The organism is Pseudomonas sp. Lb2C2, assembly GCF_052112205.1.
Lineage (GTDB): Bacteria > Pseudomonadota > Gammaproteobacteria > Pseudomonadales > Pseudomonadaceae > Aquipseudomonas > Aquipseudomonas kilonensis.
The window spans coordinates 325,275-349,926 of sequence record NZ_JAUTYW010000001.1; the positions used below are offsets into that span (position 1 = coordinate 325,275).

Annotated in this window: 18 protein-coding genes and 1 pseudogene; 10 read left to right on the forward strand and 9 right to left on the reverse strand. The window is 58.7% G+C overall.

The genetic code is table 11. The annotated features are described in order from the left end of the window. Positions 1-108: 108 nt before the first annotated feature. From Q7F16_RS01405 to Q7F16_RS01420, 4 genes and pseudogenes are all read left to right on the forward strand, one after another. A complete protein-coding gene (locus tag Q7F16_RS01405; RefSeq protein ID WP_046062175.1) occupies positions 109-1,206 on the forward strand; it encodes a carboxynorspermidine decarboxylase in 1,098 nt (365 codons plus the stop codon). Between the two features lie 25 nt (positions 1,207-1,231). Continuing rightward, entirely contained in the window at positions 1,232-2,476 is a 1,245-nt protein-coding gene (locus tag Q7F16_RS01410) for a saccharopine dehydrogenase family protein (protein ID WP_409555611.1), read from the forward strand. A 609-nt stretch (positions 2,477-3,085) separates the two neighbouring features. After that, positions 3,086-3,400, forward strand: a pseudogene (locus tag Q7F16_RS01415) (GNAT family N-acetyltransferase); the annotation flags it as partial. Positions 3,401-3,531: 131 nt separating this feature from the next. Beyond that, positions 3,532-4,350: a hypothetical protein gene (locus Q7F16_RS01420; RefSeq protein ID WP_409555462.1), complete on the forward strand. Its 819-nt coding sequence runs from the start codon at positions 3,532-3,534 to the stop codon at positions 4,348-4,350. A 229-nt stretch (positions 4,351-4,579) separates the two neighbouring features. Here Q7F16_RS01420 and Q7F16_RS01425 read toward each other — a convergent pair whose 3' ends face one another. The 8 genes from Q7F16_RS01425 to Q7F16_RS01460 form a co-directional block, all read right to left on the reverse strand. After that, positions 4,580-5,278: an outer membrane protein gene (locus Q7F16_RS01425; RefSeq protein WP_409555463.1), complete on the reverse strand. Its 699-nt coding sequence runs from the start codon at positions 5,276-5,278 to the stop codon at positions 4,580-4,582. Between the two features lie 85 nt (positions 5,279-5,363). After that, a complete protein-coding gene (locus Q7F16_RS01430) occupies positions 5,364-5,834 on the reverse strand; it encodes an SRPBCC family protein (RefSeq protein ID WP_046062182.1) in 471 nt (156 codons plus the stop codon). Positions 5,835-5,891: 57 nt separating this feature from the next. After that, positions 5,892-9,311 (reverse strand): polyketide synthase family protein, encoded by a 3,420-nt coding sequence (locus Q7F16_RS01435; protein WP_046062183.1) that lies wholly within the window; start codon positions 9,309-9,311, stop codon positions 5,892-5,894. A 78-nt stretch (positions 9,312-9,389) separates the two neighbouring features. Beyond that, positions 9,390-10,481 (reverse strand): acyl carrier protein, encoded by a 1,092-nt coding sequence (locus tag Q7F16_RS01440; RefSeq protein ID WP_409555464.1) that lies wholly within the window; start codon positions 10,479-10,481, stop codon positions 9,390-9,392. 118 nt (positions 10,482-10,599) lie between these two features. Further along, the gene (locus tag Q7F16_RS01445) at positions 10,600-12,363 is read right to left on the reverse strand and encodes an FAD-dependent monooxygenase (protein WP_046062185.1); all 1,764 of its coding nucleotides are present in this window, start codon (positions 12,361-12,363) and stop codon (positions 10,600-10,602) included. 3 nt (positions 12,364-12,366) lie between these two features. Next, positions 12,367-12,978 (reverse strand): HAD-IB family hydrolase, encoded by a 612-nt coding sequence (locus Q7F16_RS01450; protein ID WP_003201018.1) that lies wholly within the window; start codon positions 12,976-12,978, stop codon positions 12,367-12,369. Further along, positions 12,968-14,488: a class I adenylate-forming enzyme family protein gene (locus Q7F16_RS01455; protein WP_409555465.1), complete on the reverse strand. Its 1,521-nt coding sequence runs from the start codon at positions 14,486-14,488 to the stop codon at positions 12,968-12,970. The genes Q7F16_RS01450 and Q7F16_RS01455 overlap by 11 nt, the downstream gene beginning before the upstream one ends. 81 nt (positions 14,489-14,569) lie before the next feature. Then, positions 14,570-15,583 (reverse strand): SDR family oxidoreductase, encoded by a 1,014-nt coding sequence (locus Q7F16_RS01460; protein WP_014338495.1) that lies wholly within the window; start codon positions 15,581-15,583, stop codon positions 14,570-14,572. Between the two features lie 512 nt (positions 15,584-16,095). Between Q7F16_RS01460 and Q7F16_RS01465 the strand changes: the two genes are divergently transcribed. The 6 genes from Q7F16_RS01465 to Q7F16_RS01490 all read left to right on the forward strand — a co-directional run bounded on the left by Q7F16_RS01465 (position 16,096) and on the right by Q7F16_RS01490 (position 23,617). Beyond that, on the forward strand, positions 16,096-16,692 hold the full coding sequence (locus Q7F16_RS01465; protein WP_046062188.1) for a TetR/AcrR family transcriptional regulator: 597 nt from the start codon (positions 16,096-16,098) through the stop codon (positions 16,690-16,692). Between the two features lie 275 nt (positions 16,693-16,967). Continuing rightward, a complete protein-coding gene (locus tag Q7F16_RS01470) occupies positions 16,968-17,879 on the forward strand; it encodes a bifunctional helix-turn-helix transcriptional regulator/GNAT family N-acetyltransferase (RefSeq protein WP_046062189.1) in 912 nt (303 codons plus the stop codon). Between the two features lie 117 nt (positions 17,880-17,996). After that, positions 17,997-19,781: a type I secretion system permease/ATPase gene (locus Q7F16_RS01475; RefSeq protein ID WP_046062190.1), complete on the forward strand. Its 1,785-nt coding sequence runs from the start codon at positions 17,997-17,999 to the stop codon at positions 19,779-19,781. Next, positions 19,750-21,075: an HlyD family type I secretion periplasmic adaptor subunit gene (locus Q7F16_RS01480; protein ID WP_186652227.1), complete on the forward strand. Its 1,326-nt coding sequence runs from the start codon at positions 19,750-19,752 to the stop codon at positions 21,073-21,075. The genes Q7F16_RS01475 and Q7F16_RS01480 overlap by 32 nt, the downstream gene beginning before the upstream one ends. Before the next feature lie 2 nt (positions 21,076-21,077). Then, positions 21,078-22,451: a TolC family outer membrane protein gene (locus Q7F16_RS01485; protein ID WP_046062191.1), complete on the forward strand. Its 1,374-nt coding sequence runs from the start codon at positions 21,078-21,080 to the stop codon at positions 22,449-22,451. 479 nt (positions 22,452-22,930) lie between these two features. Continuing rightward, a complete protein-coding gene (locus Q7F16_RS01490; protein ID WP_152667500.1) occupies positions 22,931-23,617 on the forward strand; it encodes a response regulator transcription factor in 687 nt (228 codons plus the stop codon). A gap of 616 nt (positions 23,618-24,233) precedes the next feature. On the opposite strand, the gene Q7F16_RS01495 is transcribed toward Q7F16_RS01490, so the two are convergent. Further along, the gene (locus Q7F16_RS01495; RefSeq protein ID WP_046062193.1) at positions 24,234-24,593 is read right to left on the reverse strand and encodes a DUF6124 family protein; all 360 of its coding nucleotides are present in this window, start codon (positions 24,591-24,593) and stop codon (positions 24,234-24,236) included. Positions 24,594-24,652: the final 59 nt, after the last annotated feature.

The window sequence follows — 24,652 nt, forward strand, 5'->3', positions numbered from 1 at the left end:
CTGGATCAGGATGATTGCGTGAACGGGGCTTTTCGCTCTTTCGATCTGCAGTCAGTGAAGGCACAATGCGCATCCTTTTTTGGCTCGCCTTGCCCGGAGGCCTCGAAAATGATCAAAACGCCGTACTACCTTATCGACAAACAAAAGCTGCTGGCGAACATGCAGAAGATCGCCTATGTGCGTGAGCAGTCCGGGGCCAAGGCCTTGTTGGCGCTCAAGTGCTTCGCCACCTGGTCGGTGTTCGACCTGATGCAGCAGTACATGGACGGCACCACGTCGTCGTCGCTTTACGAACTCAAGCTCGGCCGGCAGAAGTTCGCTGGCGAGACCCACGCCTACAGCGTGGCCTGGGCTGACGATGAAATCGAAGAGATGCTCGCCAACTGCGACAAGATCATCTTCAACTCCATTGGCCAGTTGCAGCGCTACACCGAGGCTTCGACCGGCAAGGTCCGTGGCCTGCGGGTCAATCCGCAAGTGAGCAGCTCCGATTACCTGCTGGCCGACCCGGCGCGACCGTTCAGCCGCCTGGGTGAATGGGATCCGGTGAAAATCGAGCAAGTCATCGAGCATATCTCCGGCTTCATGTTCCACAACAACTGCGAGAACGGCGATTTCGGTTTGTTCGACCAGATGCTGGGCACTATCGAAGAGCGCTTTGGTCACTTGCTGCATAAGGTCGAGTGGGTCAGCCTCGGTGGCGGCATCCATTTCACCGGCGAGGGCTACGCCCTGGACGCCTTCTGCGCACGGCTCAAAGCCTTCTCGCAAAAATATGGCGTGCAGGTCTACCTGGAGCCGGGCGAGGCCGCGATCACCCAGAGTGCATCGCTGGAAGTCACCGTGCTCGACACTCTCTATAACGGCAAGCACCTGGCTGTAGTGGACAGTTCCATCGAGGCGCACATGCTCGATCTGCTGATCTATCGCCTGGACGCCAAGCTGGCACCGAGCGAGGGCGAACACACCTACATGGTGTGCGGCAAATCCTGCCTGGCCGGAGATATTTTCGGCGAGTACCAATTCGATCGTCCGCTGTCCATCGGCGATCGGCTGTCGTTCATCGACGCAGCGGGCTACACCATGGTCAAGAAAAACTGGTTCAACGGCCTGAAAATGCCGTCCATCGTAGTGAAGCAGCTCGACGGCAGCGTCGAGGTGGTTCGCGAGTTTGTTTACGACGACTATCTGTCCAGCCTGTCTTGAGCTGGCGGAAGGAGAAATGAAGAAATTGAAGAAGAACGTACTTATCATTGGTGCAGGAGGTGTCGCCAAGGTGGTGGCCCACAAGTGCGCGCAGCACAACGACGAACTCGGTCGTATTGCTATCGCGTCGCGCAACATCTCCAAATGCCAGGCCATCATCGACAGCGTCAAGGCCAAGGGTAGCCTCAAGCAACCCGCCGACATCAAGGCCTTTGCACTGAACGCTCTGGATGTCGAAGCGACCAAGGCGCTGATTCGCGAAACCGAGTCGCAGATCGTCATCAACGTCGGCTCTGCCTTTCTCAACATGTCGGTGCTGCGTGCCTGCATCGATACCGGCGTGGCCTACCTGGATACCGCCATCCACGAAGAACCGGGCAAGGTCTGCGAGACGCCGCCCTGGTACGGCAACTACGAGTGGAACCACCTCCAGGAATGCCAGGAAAAGAACATCACCGCCATTCTCGGCGTGGGCTTCGACCCGGGTGTGGTCAATGCCTATGCGGCACTGGCGCAACAACAGCATTTCGACCGCATTGATTCGATCGATATTCTCGACGTCAATGCCGGCTCCCATGGCAAATATTTCGCCACCAATTTCGACCCGGAAATCAATTTCCGCGAATTCACCGGACAGGTGTGGAGTTGGCAGGACAGCCAGTGGACCAGCAACACCATGTTCGAGGTCAAGCGCACCGACGACCTGCCGGTCGTGGGCTCGCAGAACTTGTACCTCACCGGCCATGACGAAGTGCACTCGCTGTCGAAGAACCTCGACGTGCCTAACGTGCGTTTCTGGATGAGCTTCGGTGAGCACTACATCAACGTGTTCACCGTACTGAAGAACCTCGGCCTGCTCTCCGAGCAACCGGTCAAGACCGCCGAGGGCCTGGAAGTCGTGCCGCTGAAAGTGGTCAAGGCCGTGCTGCCTGATCCGAGTTCGCTGGCGCCGGGCTACACCGGCAAGACCTGCATCGGCGACCTGGTCAAGGGCGTCAAGGATGGCCAGCCGCGCGAGATGTTCATCTACAACGTGGCCGACCACGAGGACGCCTACGCCGAAACCGACAGCCAGGGCATTTCCTATACCGCAGGCGTGCCACCCGTGGCCGCAGCCTTGCTGGTGGCCCGTGGCGAGTGGGACGTGCAGCGCATGGTCAACGTCGAGGAGCTGCCCGCCGAGGCGTTCCTCAAGGCGTTGGATGTGATGGGCTTGCCGACGCGCATCAAGGACGAGCATGGAGACCGTCCCTGGAACCAAAATGCCTGAAGGACTCCAGGCAGGTTCTGTTCCGACTCCCCGATAGGAACTGCAGAATTCCTCTGAATTCTGCAGGCGATTGAACCAGGCATGAATACCTGGCAATCAGTGGGGGTCTTGAAGAAATGCTCCGTATCGAAAGGTACGGAGCATTTTTCGTTTATGTCCGCGTCAAATAGATAACCCGTGGCGAGGGAGCTTGCTCCCGTTGGGGCGCGCAGCGCCCCTAAACCCAGACACGGCGGTGTTTCAGGTTGACTGCATTCAGCCTTTTTGGGGCTGCTGCGCAGCCCAGCGGGAGCAAGCTCCCTCGCCACGGAGTTGTTTTTGGCTTGGGGGAGGCGTGAGTCATCTACCTGCATAGACACACACTGTGGCGAGGGGATTTAGCGAAACGTCGCACCGCCCCGCTGGGGCGCGAAGCGGCCCTGAAGTCAGGCCCTGTGATGTTTCAGGCAGACCGCATTCAGCCTTTTGGGGCTGCTGCGCAGCCCAGCGGGGATAAATCCCCTCGCCACAAAAGCCCCTCGGCTGTTCCGTCGATCTATCCCAACGGAAGCACCGGCGCCGCTTCTGTGGCGAGGGAGCTTGCTCCCGCTGGGCTGCGCAGCAGCCCCCCCCTTTGTGATCGAAGATTCCAGCGGGAGAATAGTGGGGCGCGCAAATTTGAAAGGCATCCATTCACCACACGGTTGCGCCGAGGTGGGCTATCGCATTGATCAACGTGTTTGCGGGCAAGGGCTGGCAACGTTGGCCCTGAAACACCTGATCCACGCGGCGCGGATGCGTTGGGGCCTGACGCAACTGGTGGCTTATGTCTATGAGAACAATGGCGGCTCAAGGAAAGTCCTTGAGCGGTGCGGGTTTGTGCCTGGAACGCTGTCGGGTAGCGAGGACATCGAGGGTGGATGCCGCTTTGTACTTTCGATCTAGAAATTCGATTCACGCAGGATAATCATTGAATTCAGTGTTTCGGTAGCCTTGATCATTACCCCCCTCCAGACAAGAACAAAGCCTATAGCACACTTGCGCTATAGCGCCGCTCGGCGCTCGTCCCATAACCTATGAGCGTTATCGGTTTTTCGATCGATCGCAACGAGCACATTGGGACAAGGATCTGTTTTTTGAAAAGTACACCTGCCAAAAAGTCCAACGTCAATCCGGCTTGGCGCAAACGCCTGGCAACAGCGTTCACCGCCTCGGCCCTTGTCGCCAGCGCATCGGCATCGACCGCCAGTGCAACGTCTTCTGCTGCTTGCACCAACGAAGCGGACTTTCAGGCCGGGACAGTGGTGGAGTATGAAAGCCGTGACAACCTGTCGTCGGCCATCAGTCGCGGCAAAACCGAGGCGTTGGGGCGCGAGGCATTTGCCGGCGCCAATCCGGTGGCTTCGGCGCACACGTCGTTCTTGAATAACGTGCCGTTCTTCCTGACGACAACCTTCGCCGAGATCAAGGACGGTCGACTGATTCGTTACGGTGATCGCCATGGCGCCGGGGCATCGTTGGTGACCACCACCTACCAGCCTCCTGCTTCCACATCGATTGACCTGCAACCTGGGCAGACCGTCACCGTCAGCTACACAACCAAAGCCGTGAGCGCCGGGGCAACCATCGAGTTCGATGTCGTCGAGAAGCTGACTTATAACGGTCGTGAAACGATCAAGACGGCCCTCGGTACGTTTGATACCTGCAAGTTCACCAATGAAATCTCTACGGGTTCGGCTTCCGCCACGCAGCCGAAAAACGTGGTCGTTGTGCAGAATTGGTTTCCCGCGGAGGGGCCTTACCGTGGCCAGTCGATCCGATCAGTCACGCCGCCGGCCAATGGTGTTGCGCAGCGAATCACTGAAGTCGTCAAGATGCAGTATGAGGCGCGATGAACGACGCGTTCGAGTCAGAAGATTTGCCGGATTATCGTGGCAGACGCACATCCGCTGTTCCGAGAGGGGATGATGGTGTTGCTGGAACATCTCCCTTCACCTTGCGCATTCATGTTTCTTCGCGAATCCGTGCGCTGAACGTCCCCAGCAGGGGCTGGCCAGGTACCTTGCGTTAGTCGGGATGATAAATCGGCGCCTGTCAAAGGCCAGGCGCCGATCCGTCCAGCGCTTACAGCCAGTACCGCAAACCGAGCATCACGGTCTGTGCGTTGTACTCCGTTTTCACATCGGCCTGGGGCAGGCCCTGGATCTTGCCGAAGTTCGCTTCGCCGGTCTTGAAGTAGCGATAATCCAGGGACATGGACCAATGTTCGCTGAGTTCGTAAGCGACGCCGGCGCCGAGTTGCCAGGCTGTAACGGTGTCGCGATGGGTGCCGCCGAACTCGACGCCGCCAGCTTCCAGGCCCTTGATGGTCAGCACGGCGTAGCCCAGGCCACCGCCTACATAAGGTGTGAAGCGGCTCAAGGGGGCCGGCAGGTTCGAGACGTCATACCAGAGGTTGGCCATGAGGCTGCTGGCTTGCTCTTCGCCTTTGCCCTCGATGCTGGTGCCGCCTTCGTAGACCCGGTTATTGAACTGGTCCATGGTGTTGCGGCGGTAGCTCAGCTCCACCTCGGGCCGTAGCCCGACCGGGAACCGCCAGCCAAGTGCCAGCCCGGTAGCGTAGCCCGAGTGCAGCGGTTGATTGTATTCCATCTCGACGAAGTCGAGGTTGTTCTGGGTCAGGTCCTGCTCAGCGACCCAGTTCACCCCGCCCATGCCACTGACATAAGGGCCAAGTGTGTCGGCGAAGCTCGATGCTGGGGCGATGACACCCAGGCCAATGATGCCCATGACAAGATACTGGGTGTTTTTTTGTAGGTTCATGCTAGATCCGAAATGTGCTGTTATCGATAAGTAGGCGAAGCGAGTCCGGGAAGGCGCGTTCAGCGCGCCTCCTGCCGGGAGGTATTCATACGAGGTGCAAAGGCGTCGCGGTTTTCCCGTGCCCCGGGGCGCCGATGGCCCGTTGTTCTGCCAGCGTGCACAGGTTGTCCAGTGCCGTGGTCATCGCTGCAGTCAACGCTTTGCGCAGCAGCCCGCGGTAGAGGAAGCTCAGCGGGCCGGAAATCTTCGCGCTATGGATGACATGGGTTTCATCGGGAGAAATCCTGCGCATCTGGTGATCGAATTCGAGGTCGATCCACAGCAGCCGTGCGCTGTTGCGATAGCTTTCGTGCAGGCTCACGGCTTCCAGTTTCAGTGGCATGTTCAAGCCATTCTTGAGCACACATTTGCCGCGCGTCCCCACCTGGAACGGGCCGTCGAGTTGACACTGGCGGACGTCGGTATCCCATAGCGGCGCTTCTGCAAAATTGCTCCAGATCTTCCAGATTTCAGAAGGAGGCGATTTGACTATGACTTGCACTTTGACATCGTTCACGGCGACACCTTGGTTGTGGGGGGCACGGTCATGCTGGAGGGCAGATCCATTCAATGCTCAGGCCGCCGGTGCGGATTGACTCAGCACCTGAGCGGTAATGCTCGCTTGACCGATTTTTTCGCCCCGGTTGAACAGGTCGATATAGATGCGGTTGGTCTTGAATGCCTGGAGCGCCGCATCAAAGCCGGCTTGCGGCGCCAATGAGAGCGGGCTGTTCCTGGGGATGGGGCGATCGAGGGTGAAGCTCAAGGCCAGCAGATTCATCGGGGTATTGAGTGGAATCCGCAGGTGGCTGTGGGCGATCTGCATGTAGCACTGGCGAGCGACTTCGAGGAAATACACCATCGAATAGTGCTCGGGATCACCGGCCTGGAAGAAGTGTTCCGGCGGCAGCTTCACCGTGTCCACGCTCAGACCCTGGGCGACGCTGCTCATGTCACTGACGATGACGTTCTCCTCCCTGGCCTTGTGCAACAGAGCCTTGTTACGGCAGGGCGTGGCGGTGAATTCGCTGGCGGGCAATGTCTCGAACGCCGAGCTGTAGCCCATCCCCAGGACGCAGGTGCACATCACTTTTGCACCTTGCATGACCTTGGCATTGAACACCTGGGGATCCTGGCCTTGCTCGACATGCAGATCGATCACGCCCTGCTTCTGCACATATTGCTGGAACTTGATCGTCAGGCTCTTGATGTAGGCGACCCGTCCGCTCAGAGGCGGCATGGCCAGTTCGATCAATTGCAGCACCCCCTCGAGCAACAAAATGCCCGGGATGTGATCCAGGGGATGATCGAAGAAGTACGGGTGCGCTTCATCCACCACGAGCTGGGCATGCAGCGACTGAGGGCTGCGCTGGGCGTTGGCGATCACGATATGCTCCGCGCTGCGCTGCCAGTGCGTCGGGCGCTGGGTTGTGTCGCCACGGTGCAGGGCGAACAGGCTTTCCATGGCGCGAACCCGCACCCGCAGCCCGGAGAGCAGGGTGCTGGTGAGCATGTCGCTGAGTTGCTGAACGTCGACGCCATCGTTCTGCGGTTCGCGGACCAGGCTGACAGGCCGGGCAGGCGTGATGACCTGCTGCAGTTCGTGGGATGACGAATGGGCAAAGCGCAGCATGAAGGGATGCTTGATGGGCGAACTGGCTTCGGCTGTCGTCGGGTTCCATTGGCGAAGCTTCTCGGTAAACAACCACATCACCGTCTTGCCGGCGTCGCGTACCTCGATCACGGAATGGGTCGCGCCCTTCAACATCACCGCCAACAGGGTCTCGATGCCACTGGCTTCAGCCAGGAAACCGGTCATCTCTTGCAGTGATCCACTGGCAGGTGTCGCAGCAGGCTGCAACTGACAGACCTCAACGTCTGCATAGTCGCTCGGCGCTTTGCCCAGCTGTCGGCAGGCTTCTTCCAGCGAGTCGGCAGCGTGGGCGAGGACCGCCGCACGGATCACCAACAAGGGTTTGTCAGCGGCCTCCGGTTGATAGCGACGCAGCGCGATCAGCCCCAGTCCTTCGCCTTGCGTGATCGTGCTGCACCGGGCGCGCTCGACCTCGATTTCACCGCTGAAAAAGCGTCCCGCGCCGAGCAGCAGCGTGGTGATGCCGTCGTTGAACCATTGCGGCGAGGCCAGCAAGGTTTGCCAGAACAGTCCCGCCGTGCCGACCAGGGTCTGATGGAAACCCTTGAAGTCAAAAATCTGCGCCGGGTAGCCGGACAACATGTTCGGCAGCATGGTTGCCACGTCCGTCACCTCGACGCCCGGTGCCGTACCTTGCGCCCGGGAGTAGAAGTTGTGGGCGCTGCTATAGGCATTGCTGAAGCGCTCGCCACCCATGTTGCAGCACATGACCATCGCTGTGCCGGGCGAACCGGCTACACCCGGCAAGCGTCGCAGCAAATGATTGACGCGATCGGTGATCAACAGCTTGAACGGATCGACATGAGCCAATGGCTTGGGCCCCATGCCAAAGCCATCGATATCGATGACGTGGTCCTGTGCGAGGAATTTTCCCAGCAACGGTTGACCGGGCGCCGGGGTGTAATCAACGAAGCGCCCATAAGGGAACATGACCGAGGGTGCGGCGGGTTGATCGAGTTGCTGCTGGAATGACTGCAAGGAACGGTGGCTGCCCATCGCTGCTTCAGCCTCGACAATGGCAAGGTTCAGCAGTACCACGCCGCTGGCGCTCGCCGGGGGCGCGGCAGGGCGGTCGGCGGGAATGTATTCATCCACCACCAGGTGCGCGTTGGCGCCACCGAAACCAAAGCTGGAGATGCCAATGCGGATTGCAGACTGACGCTCCTCCAGCGGGTGTACCTGCTGGGTGGCGAGTCGCAGGCAGGTCTCGTCGACCTTCGTGCTGGGGCGGTAACCAGGCTGCGGTGGAATGCCTTTATGGCGCAGTATCATCAACGCCTTGGCGAGCGAAGCACCGCCGGCAGCGGCCAGGGGATGGCCAATGACCGACTTGATCGAGCCGATGGTGATTTTCTTGCCGTCCGGGCGATGGGGGGCAAAGAAACTGTTCAGCGAGGCCAGCTCCGTTGCGTCCCCCAGCGGTGTACCGGTGCCGTGGGTCTCGATGTAGTCCACGTCCCGTGGATCAAGGCCGCGATAGGCACGTTGGTAGGCCGAGTACTGGGCCTGTTTGCCCGGCGCAAACACCGAGCCTTCGGCGCCGTCGGCGGACATGCCCAAGGCGCGCAGCACGCCCAGGGGACGGCGCTGCGCCGTCAGGGCCTGGGCAACCGGTTCGACCAGAAAGGCCACCGCACATTCGCCCGGCACAATGCCGTCGGCGTCCTGGCCGAAAGCTTCCATGCGCGCGCGGGCGGAAAAGGCCGTCAACTGCGAGAAGCCCAGGAACAGCGCCGGTGGCAGCACGGTGTTGAGGGCCATGACAATCGCGTTGTCCGCCTGGCCACTGTTGACCAGCGCCTGGGCCATATCCAAGGCATAGGGGAACGAACTGCACGCGGTGTCTACCGATAACGCCGGCCCGCCCAAGGCAAAGGCCGCCGCCAGTTCCGCTACTTGTTCGCCCGGTGTAAAGCCTTGCGGTGTGTCGGTTTTTCCGGACACGCCGGTGACAAAATAGCTCTCGTCGCTCCAGGATGTCGCGACCACCAGCGCAGTGCGTTCCCTGCTCAGCGCCGAGCCTTGTCCAGCGAGTTGGGTGAGCAGCGCCTGGAGCACTTTCTTGCCGATGGCGACCTGTCGTCCTTCGTGCCGTGATGGGATCGAGGCGTCGTCGGTCAGGCAAAAAGCGCTGTCCAGGTAGGTGCGATCCTTCTCCCCTGTCGTGCTTGAATAGATCGATGCCTTGTCCAGTTCCCAGCGTGCCGGCATGGATTCGATCGGTGCGATCTGCCCGTGCGAGAGCAACTGCCAAAGTGCATCCGTGGACGGCGCCCCCGGAAACTCGCCCGCCATCGCGCTGAAGCAAAAATCGCCCGTTGTTGTTACTGCGCCACTCATACCCTGTCTCCCTGATCGCCAAAAAAGCTGGGTGACCTGTTCGATCACCCGGATTCCATTCCTGTTGCTCGTTGCCGGTCAGCTCAGTCTGGCGAGCAACGACAGGGCATCTTGCGGCGTGCGACGGGACATCAGCGCTTCACCGGCAAACTCGCTGGCAGAGCACTGTTGTGCCATGGATTGGCAGAGCGCCTCTCGGGCAAAGCCGTTGAGACCCAGTTGGGCGAACGGCGTCTGGATGTCGATCGACTGCGCGGTGTCCGGGATCAGCGGAGACAGGGCGTTGAGCAGCAGGTTTTCCTCCTGCCCTTGGATGTCCGTCGTGGCCGGTGAAGGCTCGTCGGCAGGTGCTGCCTGCGGCTGGGGATCGGCCAGGGCGGCTTGAATCAGGGCAATGGTGGCCATTGGGAACTTGGCGTTGGCCAGCTCGGAACTGTGAGCCTTGAGTTGCGGCCACATGGCCACTACCGATTCGAGGAAGTCCAATTGCACCAGCGAATCCAGGCCCAGGCTTTCATAACTTTGTGTCGGGTCGATCTGTTCAACCGTAAAACCGGTGATGGTCGCCAACTGGTCGAATACCCACGCGTGGACATCCACCGACGGTGCCTGCGGATCGGCTTCAAGCCGTGCCAGCAAGGCGGTCGGGGTCGGGGCATCGAAGAGCTGCGAGGTGAGGTCTTTCTTTTCCGGGAAGTGCTGGGCCAGGGATTCGAAAATATCCACCAGCCCCAGCGAGTCGATCCCCAGGCTCTCGAAGCTCTGATCGAAGTCGATCTGTTGCGCCTGGAACCCGGTGACCGAGCTGATTTCGGCGCGCAACCATTGCCCATAGTTGAGTGCGGTTGGCTGTTCGACGGCTTCGACGACGGGCGCCGGGGCCAGTATTGTCGGATTCGAGTGGGCCGGCTCCAGGGCAGGAGCACTTTTGTTGATAGGGGCTTCGATCCCATTGGCATAAACGCCTTCAAGGACTTGTTGATGAGCATTGAAATAATGCGCAGTGACCGTTTCGGCCTGTTCCAAGAGCCGCAGCAATATTGATTCTTTGGCGATGTTGGATTCGCACAGTGAATCAATGATCTTTTCGGAAAGAGAGAAATAGCTATGGGCTATTCTCCCATTGGACACGATGAATTCCTGCACAACATCGTTAAGTTGCAAGCGCATAAGATTCTCCTAACCAAGTCGGTCGATATTTCTTTAAGTAAGAAAGATCAAAAATCATGGCCCAGGGCAGGGCCTTGTTTATATCAATTAATCAAACTGGCAGTAGCCATGGAGCGACTTAAAGTTGGAGTTCCACTGCTTCGGTCTCGCAAGATATTGTTGTTCTGGCGCCTTTGATCAACCCGGACCTTACGTTCAGGTATGTCATCAGCGTTATTGCATCGGCACCGAGGAAAGCGATATAGCCGTCAGGACGAATCAGCATCATCGTGCCTTCCTTGGCGTGGTAGCGCTTGTGCAGTCGCCAATCGGGGTCCAGCAACGTCGAGTGCCACGCCGGCAGACCGGCGCCGCTCAGGGCGTCGATCACGCAATAGGCCTTGATGCCCGGGTAGTCCTTTTCCACCGACGCGGCCAACGCGTAGTGCCCTGGCAGCAAAGGAGAAAACTGATCGGCGGCGCTGAAAATCAACAGCGTGAATGTTCCATGGAACAAATCGATCAAGCGTTTTGTTGGCATCCCTTGCAGTTGCCACAGTTCGACATCGGGCGCCAGTTGCCCGGCGCGAGGCGGTGCGGTCTGGAACTCGGGTTTTTTCCCTTTCTTGTTCCAGTTCTTGCGCTGCTTCTTCGTCAGCGAGTCTTGAATGTAGTCACTCTTTTCATAGTGATACTGATGACCGGAAATCATCGACGGCAATTTGCGCTGGACCTTTTTCCGGTTGCTCAACAGCGGCAGGACATTGTCCCGTAGCCAGACCAGGGCGCGACGCCGGACCGTTATCAGCCCCGTCAGCCGGTGTGCGGTGTTCTCGACTTCCAGGGCAACCGGATAGCGCTCTTCGTTGTAGCTGTCGAGCAAGGATGGGGCCGCCAGGCCTTGATCGACATAGGCCATTTTCCAGGCCAGGTTATAGGCCTCGGAAACCCCCAGGTTCATCCACTGCCCACCAATGGGGCTGCCGATATGCGCCGAGTCCCCCAGCAGAAACACGGAGCCTTGTTGCATCGATTGCACGCGGCGATGCTGGAAAGAGGCGATGGTGGTCGATGAAATGTTGGACAGCGTCATCTTTTGCCCGCGCCCTTCGCACAAGCGCTGGAAGTTCTCCAGGCTCAAGGACGGGCGCTCGCCTTCTGGCGGCAGGTTGTAGGGCATTTCGATGAACAGCCGATAACGGGATTGGGCGCTGATCGGTGCAACGGCCACGTAACCGTCCTGCGCACCCAGGAAGAATGCGCCCTCATCCTTGCTTCCGGACCATTCGATATCGGCATCGGCGAGCATGAAGAAGCGGTCGTAGGACGAACCTTCGAAGGTCATGTCCAGGCGTTTTCTGATGTTACTGCGAGCACCGTCACAAGCGGCCACCCACCGACTGGTGAAGTGTTCGTCGGTGCCGTCGGCATGCTTGAGCGTCATGCGCACCGAACCCGGCAGGTTTTCGATGTCCACCAGTTCGGTGTTCCACTCCACCTCGGCGCCCAGCTCCTTGAGCCGATCAAGGAGAATTTTCTCCGTTTTCGGTTGTGGCAGGCTCAGGAGCAGGGGATAGGTCGCATCCAGGTAGGAGAAGTTGTAGTTCAGCACCCGCTTGGCATTGGACTGCACCGAAAACTGGTTGATCGTGAAGCCGTTGCTGATGGCTTGCTCGGCAACGCCCAGGTCCCGAAAGATTTCCAGGGTCCGGGAATGGATGGCCATCGCCTTGGTCGCCGTCGAGGGGCCGGCGTTCCTTTCAATGATGCGAAACGACACGCCCCATTTCTTCAACAGGATTGCCAGGGACAGGCCAATAGGGCCGGCGCCGACGATCATCACGGTCGGGGCGCTGCCAGGTCGCTTGAAATGCTTGGGGGCCAACGTGCTCAGAGTGTTCATCGATCAGTACCAGTTTCTGTAGAAGGGAGAGTTGGCAATGCCGAGCAGGGCATCGTCGCCTGATGAATCGCCGTAGGCATAAATGTAAAAATCATCAAGGTTGCTCAAGCAGCCTTTAAGCCGCGTGACTTTCTCTCGCTCTACACAGTTGGTACCGGATATTCCGCCGGTCAGTTTGTTCTTTGCCGTGGCCAGGCGGGTGCCGCACACATAGTCAAAACCCGCGGCCTGGCCCCAGGGGATCAGGTAGTTTTCCGGCGAGTTGCTGACCAGCGCCGTGACGTGCCCCATGGATTGATGCCATTGCAGCCGCCGCAACGCCTCGGGCCTGAGCCAGAGCGGCAGCAGCTCGCTGATGAAATACTTGGCATGCTCGCGCTCTTGCTCCACCGACAGGCCGCCCAGGTAGCAGGCAATGAAGGCCAGGCGCGCTTGCATCAGCGGGGTGATGCCGACGATCACGCTGAGCATCTTGGGCAGCAGGGGAATGATCCGCAGCCAGAACGAACGGGTGCCCACGATAAAGCGCATGTAGCGCCAGAACGTGTGCCGATCGGTCAATGTGCCGTCGAAGTCGAAAACGGCCAGTACCGGTTGTGTGCTGTTAGCGTGCATGTGCCTCTTCCTTGAGAGAAATAATCTCGATGGTCTTGGGCAGCTTGAAGCCCGATAGGTCGCGCGAAAGCAGGGTGGACAGCGCGTTCTGGGTCAGCTCGCCGGTCCCTTCGACGCACAGGTGCAGCACGTTGACTTCCTTGTGGTCCGGGACGATATAGGCTTTGGCACGCAACACGTCAGGGTGCTTGAGCGCGACGGATTCGATTTCCACCAGGTCGACCATCTGCGCCTTGATCTTCGAGATTCGCAGGCGTTGGCAATAGAAAAACACATGCCCGTCGTCGTCCCGCCAGACCAGGTCACCGCTGTGGAACCAGCCGTCACGGAAGAACCGCGCATTGGTGTCCTCGGCATCGTTGTAGCCATCGATCACCATCGAGCCGCGTATCAGCAGTTCGCCGATGCGCCCAGGCGCCACTTCCTGGCCCTGGGCATCGACGACTCGCAGCTCCACACCGCTGATCGGCTGACCCATGGCGCCACGATGGACCGTGCCAATCGAGCTCTGGACGATCACCGGCATGCTCTCGGTCAACCCATAGCCTTGCAGCACCGGATTGCACCCCAGAAGTTTCCCCAGCTTCTCGGCTTCATCGGCCGGCAGGTGGCTGCCGCCCGAGTAAATCATCAACTGCGGGTGCAACGGCAAGAGCGTGCCTTTGCGCTTGGCCAGGCGCGTATTGAAGTAGCGAATGACGTCGGGCACCAGGCAGGCAAAGGTGACCTGATGCTCGGACAGCACTTCGGCGAGGTCTCGATTAAGCAGGGTGTTGGTCATGAGCAGGGTGGCGCCAATGCTCAAGGGAAACACCATCATCACGGACAGGCCGAAGATGGCATACAACGGCAGGGTCACCAGATGAACGGATCCGACGCCTTGCCGATGAAAGTGCTCATGCAACCCATCGCTCGATTGCGTCAGGTCCAGATAGCGGTGAGAAACAGCCAGGGGCCTGCCAATGCCTCGATAGGTGAACTGCACCGAGACGATCGGGTTGCCCTCGGGCAACAATAGGGGTTCGATCTGGCAAGGCAGTTGAGAGATGGCCGTTGCGTTGGCGGGCAGGGGCGATGACGGTTCGCTCCCGCCGTCCAGCACCAGGGAGTGCCTGACGCTGTTAACAGACTGGAACACCTCACTGTGTTGTACCCATAGCGTTTCGGTCGTGACCACGAGCGTCGGCCTGGCGAGGTTGACGACACTGGCCATTTCGAAGGGGGTCAACTTGGAATTGAGGATGACTGGAATGGCACCCCGCCCGATGATCGCCAGGTAGTAAGCGATGAACGCCACCCCGTTGGGCAGCACCAGCGCTACTTTATCGCCAGGCAATACACTGAGCGCCGTAAGGGCGCCATTGCATTGTTCAGCCTTGATTCGCAACTCGCTGTAAGTAACGGTATCTTCTTCCGTGTCTAGATGCCGAATAGCAACTTGCTCGGGGAACGATTCCGAAAAACCGACAAAACGATGCAGAAAACCTTCTTTATATGAAAGGCTTTTCATTTACCAACCTCTCTCAATCCTTGGATGTATGGCTAGTCAAAAAAAGTACTACAGAGGCAGGCTATATATGAATTGTTTCAATTAAGCATCTGTGTAGTTGTTATTCCGATACCAATCCAAGGTATCGGTCAGGGTTTCAGCAACAGGGCGGAACTTGCATTCCAACTCCCTTGAACTTTTGTTATGGCTGAAATGAGTCCGGCCTTGTTCTTGCTCCATTAGCTTGACCGTGGAGGTACTGATGAGCACCGGTTTTTTGGTGATCCGGTAGTAACCTTCATAGATAAGCGCGATGATTCGCAGCATGAACAGGGGCACTTTTCGCTCCGGGGCTTTTATGCCACTGACGCTGGACAGCGCCTGGAATATGCTCTTCATGTCCATGTGATTGCCGGCGGCCAGGTAACGTTCTCCAGACCTGCCGCGGCTGATGGCCGCGATTTGATGCTCGGCTACGTCCCGGGCATCGACAACGGAAAAGCTTCCGGGGAGTACGCCGGGCAATTTTTGTCCGACAAAGTCGAGCAGGAACTGTCCTGACGAAGTGGGGCCGATATCGCCGGGGCCGAACATCCACCCTGGCAGGACCATGGCGATAAACATGTCCGGGTGCTGTGCCAGGAATTGCTGGACCTTCTGTTCGGACAATATTTTGCTCAAGTAGTAATCGTCAGCCTCCAACTCACTGCGAGACATGGTTTCATCGATCACTTGATCCCTATTGCCCTTCAACACGGCAATGGAAGAGGTATGGACTGCACGGCGGATACCGGCGTCATAAGCGGCTTGCAACAAGCGCTCGGTACCGGTCACATTGGTGTCATACAGTTTTTGCCAATGTTTCCCGCCTTTGTAACTGTCGCGGAAATAGGCGGCCGTATGAAACAGGGCGTCACACCCTTGCAGGGCATGGGCGAAAGCATCGACATTGAGCATGTCGCCTTCGACCAACTCCACGGGCAGGTTGCCGAACTGTTTTCGGGCTTTCTCTACAGAACGAACCAGCGCTTTTACTTTGATGTTTCGTTTTAATAGCGCACGAACGACATTATTCCCGAGCAGGCCAGTAGCGCCTGTAACGAAGGCATATTCCATTAAAATCCCGCTCCTGTGAGGTGACCTGCCATCGCATCGAGACCCGTGTCACTGACTCGATGCCCTGATCAGGCGTTGGGCTCCACCAACGGCGCAAGTAAAAACCATCCGGTATCTGAAAATCAAGTGGTATTTCGTCGGATTGACGAACTGATCGCTCTGAACCGGGCCTCATGCGCGTTTTTCTCACGTTCCAGCGTGTGGCGTCGGACAGGAAAATATCCGATTTGAGTCACCCGACACCCCGTAAGGGACTTATCGAGTGGGGGCAAACGAAAATTTCAATTCGCCTGTACACCGGCAAAAACTGTGGCCACTGGCTCTTCTAGCGTGCCCTGCCGGTTGCTCCAACTACATGGCACATACATGGCACTTTTTGAAAGTTAAAATGTAAATGATTGAACAAGGCGCGTATAAGATATGATGGCGAAAACGGGTTCCGTACAGTGAGGCGTCGATTCGTTGCATCCAGTTACACGTAGATATTTTGTTTGGCCAAAGGAGCCGAGGGCGTGATTAAAAAGAGACTAGGTCGAGAAGAGAGCCAGCAAGTAACAAGAGACAGATTGTTCGACACAGCCACTGAGCTGATGATCCGAAAAGGCTTTCATGCCGCCAGCGTCAACGTTATTGCCGAGGAGGCCGGCTTTTCCAAAGGCGCCTTTTTTTCAAATTTTTCAAGTAAATCGGACTTGCTGCTGCAATTGACTCAACGCTTCAAGCGAGTTGAGATCGACCGATTGAGTACGACCCTGGCGTCGGGATACTCGGCGGAGCAGTTGAGCCACGGCTTGAATGCCTATATCGATACGCTGAAGAACAATACCCGCTGTGCGATCCTCGATGCCGAGTTGCAATTGATCGCCCTGCGCGATGAAGAGTTCTCGCCGCATTACTACGACTTGCACGAGGAAAACAGCGAGGCCTTGGGCAAGTTGATTACTATCATATTCAATCATGCCGGCAAGAGGCCGCCCCTGGCCTACGCCGCGCTTGCCAAGACCTTCACCGCCCTGGCGGAAGGCCTGATATTGCAAGGGCATAAAGACCCGGCTGTTGAAATCAAGCTGGTGTTGAACTCGCTCATCCAGACCGCAGAGCCTCTGTAAGCCCCGAACGTTATCGCTGATAGGCCAGCAACTGGCGCTCAGCCAATCGCAATTCCCCCCACCAGCGCGCATGCCTGCAACATGTAAAGCAGGGCGGCAATGCCATAGGTCTGGAAGGTCTTGAAGTTATCCTGGAATTGGGCCGGGAAGCTTGACTGAGTGCATTGATGAGTATTTAGTTGTGCGGTACAACTAATCACTCATTTTGTCCGAGGTCCGCCGTGAACCATTGCCCACCAGATCTGATTGAGAACATCCGTTCGGCGTCGCGTCTCATGGTGCGCGAGCTGGGGTTCATGCACAGCACGCTGGCTGCCACGGATTATCCGCCGTCGTCGGTGCACACAATCGTGGAGCTCGGCAACCGTGAGTCCCTGACCGCAGGCGAGCTTGTCGAGTTGCTCGGCCTGGAAAAATCCAGCGTAAGCCGGATGGTTCGCAAGCTCATCGAGGCCGGCGAGATCGAAGAAATTGCCCATGAACAGGATGCACGCGCCAAGAGATTGCGACTCACCGTGCAGGGGCAAAACACTCTTCGAGCCATTGATGCTTTCGCCACGCAACAGGTTGTCGCGGCCATGTCGCATTTATCCAGCGAGCAATGTCAGACCGTGAGTGAGGGGCTTGCCAGCTATGCTGTCGCACTGCACGCTCATCGACTCGGTACAGAGCCGCCTGCGCCGACGCAGTTGGCGATTGCGCGTGGCTACCGTCCTGGCGTCATCGGCCGCATTGTGCAAATGCATGCGGACTATTACGCAAGGCATTCAAACTTCGGCCAGCCGTTTGAAAGCCTGGTTGCATCGGACATGGCCGAGCTGATGGGGCGTCTGCACAACCCGCGCAACGAGGTCTGGGTAGCCCTGGATGGCGAACGAGTGGTCGGTTCGATCGCCATCGACGGCGAAGGCGAGGGCGCCAGTGCGGTGCTGCGTTGCTTCATTCTGGATGATTCGGCGCGAGGCAAGGGTGCTGGCAGGCGTCTGTTGGCTGAAGCGATGAAGTTCTGTGACGAGTGGGGCTTCAGTTCAACGAGCCTCTGGACGTTTCAGGGGCTCGACGCTGCTCGCAAGTTGTATGAAGCGTTTGGTTTCAGGTTGGAGCTGGAGCAAGAGGGACAGCAATGGGGGCGACCCGTTACGGAACAGTGTTTTGTACGGCCGGGCCCAGCCGTCTCGCCAATCTGAAGTCGTATCAATCGGCGGTGTTGGATATGCCCCCACAAACAATCTGGCCAATTGCTACACGCCGTTGTCCGGCATGATCTAAGCTCCAGAGGAGGGTCACCCGAGCAGGGGGTTTCGATGCGAAGCGCGCCTGAAAACAGCTTGAAAAAAGCACTGAAAGCCTGCCGGGACAGCTTCATTTCTGTCGGTTTTTTCAGCTTTTTCATTAATGCGCTGATGCTCGTCCCCACGTTCTACATGCTCCAGGTCTATGGGCGAGTGATCACCAGCGGAAGTCTCACGACCCTGACCATGCTGACGCTGATCACGACCGCATTGCTGGTGACCCTCGGCTCGCTGGAGTGGATCCGTTCGCGCGTCATGGTTCGGGTCAGTACCCGGCTGGATGTGCTGCTCAGTCGCCAGGTCTACCGGGCCAGCTTCAAGCGGGCCTTGGAAAGCGGCGGTATGGACGCTTCGGCGCAATCGCTCAATGACTTGACGGGCTTGCGGCAGTTTCTCTCCGGCAACGGCTTGTTCGCATTTTTCGACGCGCCCTGGCTGCCGATCTATATCGCCGTGATGTTCCTGTTCCATCCCTGGTTTGGTTGGGTGGCGACGGCCAGCGCGCTGTTGTTGCTCGCGCTCGCCTTCGTTAACGAACGACTCACGGGACCGGCGCTGGCCCAGGCCAACAAAGAGCACATCGGCGCGACGCTCTACACCACCAAGAACCTGCGCAACGCCGAAGTCATCGAGTCCATGGGCATGCTGGAAACCCTGATGGATCGTTGGGGCCGGCGGCAACGCAACGTGCTGTTGCTGCAATCGGCGGCGAGTGACAGCGGGGCGATCATCAGCACGCTGTCGCGCACCTTCCGCATCCTGGTGCAATCGCTGGTGCTGGGTTTAGGGGCCTATCTGGCCGTGGACAATCAGGTCGGGGCCGGCCTGGTGTTCGCCGGGTCCATACTGCTGGGACGTGCGCTGGCGCCCATCGACCTGATCATTGGTAGCTGGAAGGGGTTTATCGCCGCTCGCTCTCAATACAACCGTTTGAACGACATCCTCGATAAGCAGCAAGCGCAACCCGAGCGCATGTCTTTGCCGGCGCCCCAAGGGCATGTGCAGGTCGAGAACCTGATTGTCGCGGCCCCCGGTTCCAGGACTCCGATCCTCAAGAACATCAGCTTCAGCGCACCTGCCGGCTGCATGGTGGGCATCATCGGTCCCAGCGCGGCGGGAAAGTCGACATTGGCCAGGGCGTTGCTGGGCGTCTGGGCCGCGCAGCACGGGGTGGTTCGGCTTGATGGCGCCGACATCAGCGCTTGGGACAAGCACGAGCTTGGGCCTTATATCGGTTACTTACCCCAGGACATTGAATTGTTCGAAGGCACCATCGGTGAAAACATTGCTCGCTTCGCCGAGGTCGATTCGGTGAAGGTGATCCAGGCGGCCAGAACCGCTGGGGTTCACGAGATGATCCTGCAGTTGCCCGATGGCTACGACACCGTCATAGGCGGCGAGGGCTTCATGCTTTCGGCAGGGCAGCGCCAGCGCATCGGACTGGCCCGGGCCCTGTATGGCAGCCCACGCTTGATCGTTCTCGACGAGCCCAATTCCAATCTTGACGACGTCGGTGACCGGGCCCTCGCGGCAGCGATCCAGCAGTTGAGGCAGACCGGCGCGACGCTGTTTGTCATTACCCATCGGACCAACATCGTGTCGCAGCTTGACCGGCTCATGGTGATGAACGCTGGGGTTATCAGTCTCTACGGGCCACGCGAGCATGTCCTGGCCGAACTTAACGCGCAGCGACAGCAGGCACAGACGCCAGCCGTGCCCGCAAGCACCGGCACGGCTTCGGTCGTTGCCGGCAAGGGTGATCCTGATGAACCCTATGGTGCCCATTCGTCAAATTGAGAGCTTCGCCGACCTGCCGACATCCGATCGCAAAATTCGTCGCCTGGGCGTTGTCATCATAGCGGTGATCTTCGGCCTGTTCGGCACCTGGGCGGCCGTCGCCCCCCTCGACGGTGCCGCTTATGCCCCAGGCGTGGTCACCGTGCAGGCTTATCGGAAAACCGTCCAGCACCTTGAAGGCGGCATCGTCAAAGCGCTGCTTGCCCATGATGGCGACATCGTCAAGCGTGATGATCCGCTGATCATTCTGGATGACGCCCAACTTCGCTCTGAATACGAGATGGCTCGAGGCCAACTGATTGCGGCCAGGGCCATGGAGGCGAGGCTTGTGGCCGAGCGCGACAGTTTGCCAGCGATCGGTTTTGGCGACATTGCCGAGCCCGACAGTGTGCGGGGCGTGGAGGCGCGCCAGGGCGAGACCCGGGTATTCAGCGCTCGACAAGGTTCGCGGTTGGGCCAGATCGCGGTGCTGCGCGAGCGTGTTGGCCAGTTCCGCCAGCAGATCAAGGGACTGGAATCGATGGTCGGTTCCAAAGTCCATCTGGAGAAATCCTACAGCGGTGAAATCGGTGAGTTGGCCGACCTCCTCAAGCAAGGGTTCGTTGACAAGCAGCGCCTGCTCGAACAGGAGCGCAAGTTGGGACTGCTGCGTTCAGAGGTTGCCGATCACCGCTCCGCCATTGACCGGACACGCCTGCAGATCAACGAAACACAACTGCAGATCCTGCAAGTCGACAAGGACTTCAATGCTGACGTCGCCAAGCAACTGGCCGAGGTCCAGACCCGGATCTACGACTTGCAGGAGAAAACCTCGGCGCTGGAAGACCGGCTCGCTCGTGTCGTCATCCGGGCGCCCGACGCGGGCATGGTGATCGACATGACGGTGCACACCATTGGCGGGATCGTGCGCCCGGCGACGCCATTGCTCGATATCGTGCCCTCGGTGTCCGACCTGATCATCGAGGCCCAGGTGGCGCCGGTGGACATCGATCGCATCGCCATCGGCAAGCGTGCCGATATCCGTTTCGGCGCATTCAATAGCGACACTACGCCCGTGATCGAAGGCCAGGTCAGCAGCGTGTCTGCAGACCGGATGACCAACGAAAAGACCGGGACGGCCTATTACCTGGCGCGGGTGCGGGTGACCGACGCGGGGGCACGGACTTTGGGTGAGCGCAAATTGTTGCCGGGCATGCCGGCGGACGTTTTGATTATCACCGGGCAACGCACGCTGCTGCAGTATCTGATGCAACCGGCTCGCAATGCGCTTTCTCAATCGATGATCGAGGAATGACCATGGTCGCGTCGACAGCTTTGCTCGGCAGTGTCTTGATGCTCGCAGCGGGTGCCGCCCTGGCGCAGACCGAGGCTGCAGCGCCCCCTGGAATCAACGCCTCGACGTTCTCCACCGACCTCATGCAGTTGTATCGCGAGGCTCGGCTGGAGGACCCGCAGATACTGGCGTCCTATGCGCAAGCGCAGGCGGGTAAGGAGCATCAGCGCGAGGCCATGGGCGCGCTCTTGCCGCAGTTGTCGTTCAACGCTGGGTCGAACCGGATTCACCAGGAAAGCGATCTGGTGCAGCGCAGTTTCGACAGCGAAAGCTATGGCCTGGTACTGCGTCAGTACCTCTACAACAAGGCTGCGTGGGAGAACTATCAGAAGTTCAAGAGTCTGGCCCGGCAGTCCGAATCCCAGGCCTTGGAAACCCAGGCCGAAGCCTCGGTGGAATTGGCCCTGCGTTACTTCACTGCGCTGGCGGCCGAGGATGAACTGCAGTTGGTGCGGGCGGAGCGTCGAACCACCCAGAAGAGTCTGGACCGGATCAATGCGTTGTATGAAAAACAGTTGGCATTGATCACCGATCAGCTCGATCTCAAGGCCCGGGTAGACCTGCTCTCGGCCCAGGAGCTGGATGCCCGTAACCAGGCCAGCCTCAGCCGTGAGGCGCTGGCTGAGATCGTCGGGCGTCCGGTCAAGGAACGACTCAACCGGATTCGTGACGACCTTGAGCTGCACGTCTCGGCACACAGTCTCGAGACCTGGGTTCGCGATGGCATGGCATTCAACCCGGCGCTCAAGGCCAACGAGAGCGCCGTCGAAGCGGCGGGCGCGGCATTGCGCAGCGGCAAGGGTGGGCACTATCCGACCCTGAGCCTGAACCTGAGTGCGCAACAGACCAATGAGGGCTACAACAACTCCCTGGCCCCCCGCACCGACAGTTACGTCGCCGGGATAGGTGTCCAGGTACCGCTGTACAGCGGCGGCTCGACCTCGGCGCGGGTCCGTGGGCTCTACCAGGATCAAGTGGTCGCCGAGCAGCAGTTCGAAGCAACCCGGCGCCGGGTGGTCAAGGAGATCACCAACGCCTACCTGACCGCCAATTCCAATGGCGAAAAAATCGGCGCGAACCGGCTGGCGCTGGAGTCGGCACAGTTATCCAGGGTGGCTGCAGAGAAAGCGTTGAGCTACGGGATGGTCAATTCTGTCGATGTCCTGGCCAGCGTACGCAATGAATACCGCGCTCGACGTGACCTGCTTAAAACCCAATACGACTTTCTCAGCAACGTGCTGATCCTGAACCGCTGGGCGGGGAAACCACCGGCCGAGGGTATCGAGAATGTAAATAGCTGGTTAAGTTCCGGCAGCGTTGGCCAGGACTTTCGCTGATCGGGATAGGTCCATGGGACATTCCGTTGGCTGATTCGGAGCAGATTCTTGACGATATATTGATTTCATATTTATTAGGCGCTGTAAGTGTATGCCGCTCATCGATTAATTGACGATTTTCTCTCGGCCTCATACGGACTGCCAATTTTTCGCTCTTGGCTTAACGAGCTGATTTAGCGAGTGTTTTTTCACCTTTCGGAAAGGTTGGGCAGACGGGGCGGTGGCAAGCCTCGGCCGACGGCTGGCTGATGGGCCGCCAGCGGCGCGCCGGGCTGGCCTAGACTCAGCCTACGAGCTCGAAAGGGGCACATTATCATGTGTAAGCTGTTGATAATTATTCCTATTCAGGTTGTCTCGATGGTTTCTCCCGGCTTCTTGAAATGCACGCTACCCCCACCAGAACATCCAGTGGACATCCTGGTTTGCCTTGCGAGGGGGTTAGCGATATGAGACCGGATCATAGAGCACCAATCCGCGTGATGCTGGTCGATTGTCGTCCCCTTGTCCTTCGGGGGCTTCATGACTTGATCAATGCTAGGAAGCCGCAGATGGAAGTGAGCGGCCAGGCTTCGACCTATACCCATGCGCTGGACCTTGCCGATCAGTTGCGGCCCAACGTGATTTTTTTCAGTTTCTTTCCCGATGCGCTGAACCCGCTGGAAGTTGTCGCGGGGCTGACCCGCAGCACGCAGATGAAAGTCCTTGTGCTCAAGGGGTTGTATGAGGCTGTTCCTGTTGCCCAGGCGATAGAGGCGGGCGCACGCGGTATCGTGTTGGCCGAAGACCCGACGGAGTCGATCATCCAGGCCATCGTCAAGGTGCATCATCGCGATATTGGGCTGGACAGGGCCTGGGCCGGTGGGCTTTCCGGCTATGCTGCCATCGGTCACACAACCACCCAGTGCAATCTGGAGCAGGCGAAACAGGCTCGGTTGACGTTGCGCGAGAAGGAACTGATTCGTGCCATCGTGGGGGATCCGTCTGCCAAATACATCAGCATCGCTGGGCGCCTGGGGATCAGCGAGCACACGGTGCACAATCACCTCAGTAACATCTATCAGAAGCTTGATCTTATTAACCGCATCGACCTGTTGATGTATGCGCTCAAGCATGGGCTTACCAACAGTGAAGAGCCGCCGGAGTCTACTTGGGTGGAGTTGGATTGACCTTGTTGGAACTGGCTAGGATTTTGTTGATTGAGTACATATCCATTGCTGCGGTAATGGCTGCTTAGGGTTCCGCCCTGACGGCGGCTCACTTTTGAAAAGCGCAAAAGTAAGCAAAACGCTCTTGCCCCACCACTCGGTGCCTCGCCTAGGCTCGGCATGCCCGAACGTAGGCATTGCTCCGTGGGCCCGCCGCGAAGGGCCATCCATGGCCCAGCGCGGCTATCCCGGCATCCATGCCGGGATGCCCACTCCACAACGCCTCCGTTCAGCCAGCGTGGTTAACGGGGCGCCGAGATCAACGTCCACCGCGAGGCGGCCTAGTAGCCGACCTGGTTCTTCTGGTCGTACACCCGTCAGATCTGTGGGAGCAAAGCTTGCTCGCGATGACGGCGGCACATGCACCATCGATGCAAGCTGACCCACCGCTATCGCGAGCAAGCTCGCTCCCACAGAGGGATTTGTGCCGAACACAAGTTTTTTGCCCTCTGAAGATCCGGTGTGGGAGCGAGCTTGCTCGCGATAGCGGCGGGTCAGTCTGCATGGGGCGAGCTGGCGGCCTTGTAGTCGAGGCGTCTACAAGTGCCAGCCAGCCCTTTCGGTTTGGGGCGAGTTGTTAACGTTGATCGGCGATATCCAGCGCCCGATTCGCCAGCAGCTCACTCACCTCAATCACTTGCAGGATACCCATCGCAACATGCCGGCGAGAACCCTCGAGGTCGAACGCCAAGTCGCTGATCATGGCGTTGGCCGAGGCCAGGTTTTCGCTGAGGTTGGCGAGCAGGCTTTCAGTGTCGATGTCATCGACGACAGTGAAGAGCTGAGCCGCTGGCCGGTCTTTCTTGGGTTTGGCCTGTTCCGGCTTCAAGTAATAATCGAGCGCCCGCTCGGTGGCTTCGTGGAATTTTTCCGGATCGAGGCTGGAGTAGGAAGAGGTGGGGTCTGATTCCGGTGGATTGGGTGTGGCTTTGAACATAGTGATGCTCCTATGGGGAGGGAGCCGCCAAGACCTGTCGCTAAACAGAATGGTGGCGA

Excerpts from the sequence above, each read along its gene's own strand:
- Q7F16_RS01440 (WP_409555464.1), bottom strand. The coding sequence starts at position 10,481 with ATGCGCTTGCAACTTAACGATGTTGTGCAGGAATTCATCGTGTCCAAT.
- Q7F16_RS01420 (WP_409555462.1), top strand. The coding sequence starts at position 3,532 with ATGAGCGTTATCGGTTTTTCGATCGATCGCAACGAGCACATTGGGACA.
- Q7F16_RS01455 (WP_409555465.1), bottom strand. The coding sequence starts at position 14,488 with ATGAAAAGCCTTTCATATAAAGAAGGTTTTCTGCATCGTTTTGTCGGT.
- Q7F16_RS01425 (WP_409555463.1), bottom strand. The coding sequence starts at position 5,278 with ATGAACCTACAAAAAAACACCCAGTATCTTGTCATGGGCATCATTGGC.
- Q7F16_RS01450 (WP_003201018.1), bottom strand. The coding sequence starts at position 12,978 with ATGCACGCTAACAGCACACAACCGGTACTGGCCGTTTTCGACTTCGAC.
- Q7F16_RS01460 (WP_014338495.1), bottom strand. The coding sequence starts at position 15,583 with ATGGAATATGCCTTCGTTACAGGCGCTACTGGCCTGCTCGGGAATAAT.
- Q7F16_RS01445 (WP_046062185.1), bottom strand. The coding sequence starts at position 12,363 with ATGAACACTCTGAGCACGTTGGCCCCCAAGCATTTCAAGCGACCTGGC.
- Q7F16_RS01480 (WP_186652227.1), top strand. The coding sequence starts at position 19,750 with ATGAACCCTATGGTGCCCATTCGTCAAATTGAGAGCTTCGCCGACCTG.
- Q7F16_RS01490 (WP_152667500.1), top strand. The coding sequence starts at position 22,931 with ATGCTGGTCGATTGTCGTCCCCTTGTCCTTCGGGGGCTTCATGACTTG.
- Q7F16_RS01475 (WP_046062190.1), top strand. The coding sequence starts at position 17,997 with ATGCGAAGCGCGCCTGAAAACAGCTTGAAAAAAGCACTGAAAGCCTGC.
- Q7F16_RS01435 (WP_046062183.1), bottom strand. The coding sequence starts at position 9,311 with ATGAGTGGCGCAGTAACAACAACGGGCGATTTTTGCTTCAGCGCGATG.
- Q7F16_RS01405 (WP_046062175.1), top strand. The coding sequence starts at position 109 with ATGATCAAAACGCCGTACTACCTTATCGACAAACAAAAGCTGCTGGCG.
- Q7F16_RS01485 (WP_046062191.1), top strand. The coding sequence starts at position 21,078 with ATGGTCGCGTCGACAGCTTTGCTCGGCAGTGTCTTGATGCTCGCAGCG.
- Q7F16_RS01495 (WP_046062193.1), bottom strand. The coding sequence starts at position 24,593 with ATGTTCAAAGCCACACCCAATCCACCGGAATCAGACCCCACCTCTTCC.
- Q7F16_RS01470 (WP_046062189.1), top strand. The coding sequence starts at position 16,968 with ATGGTGCGCGAGCTGGGGTTCATGCACAGCACGCTGGCTGCCACGGAT.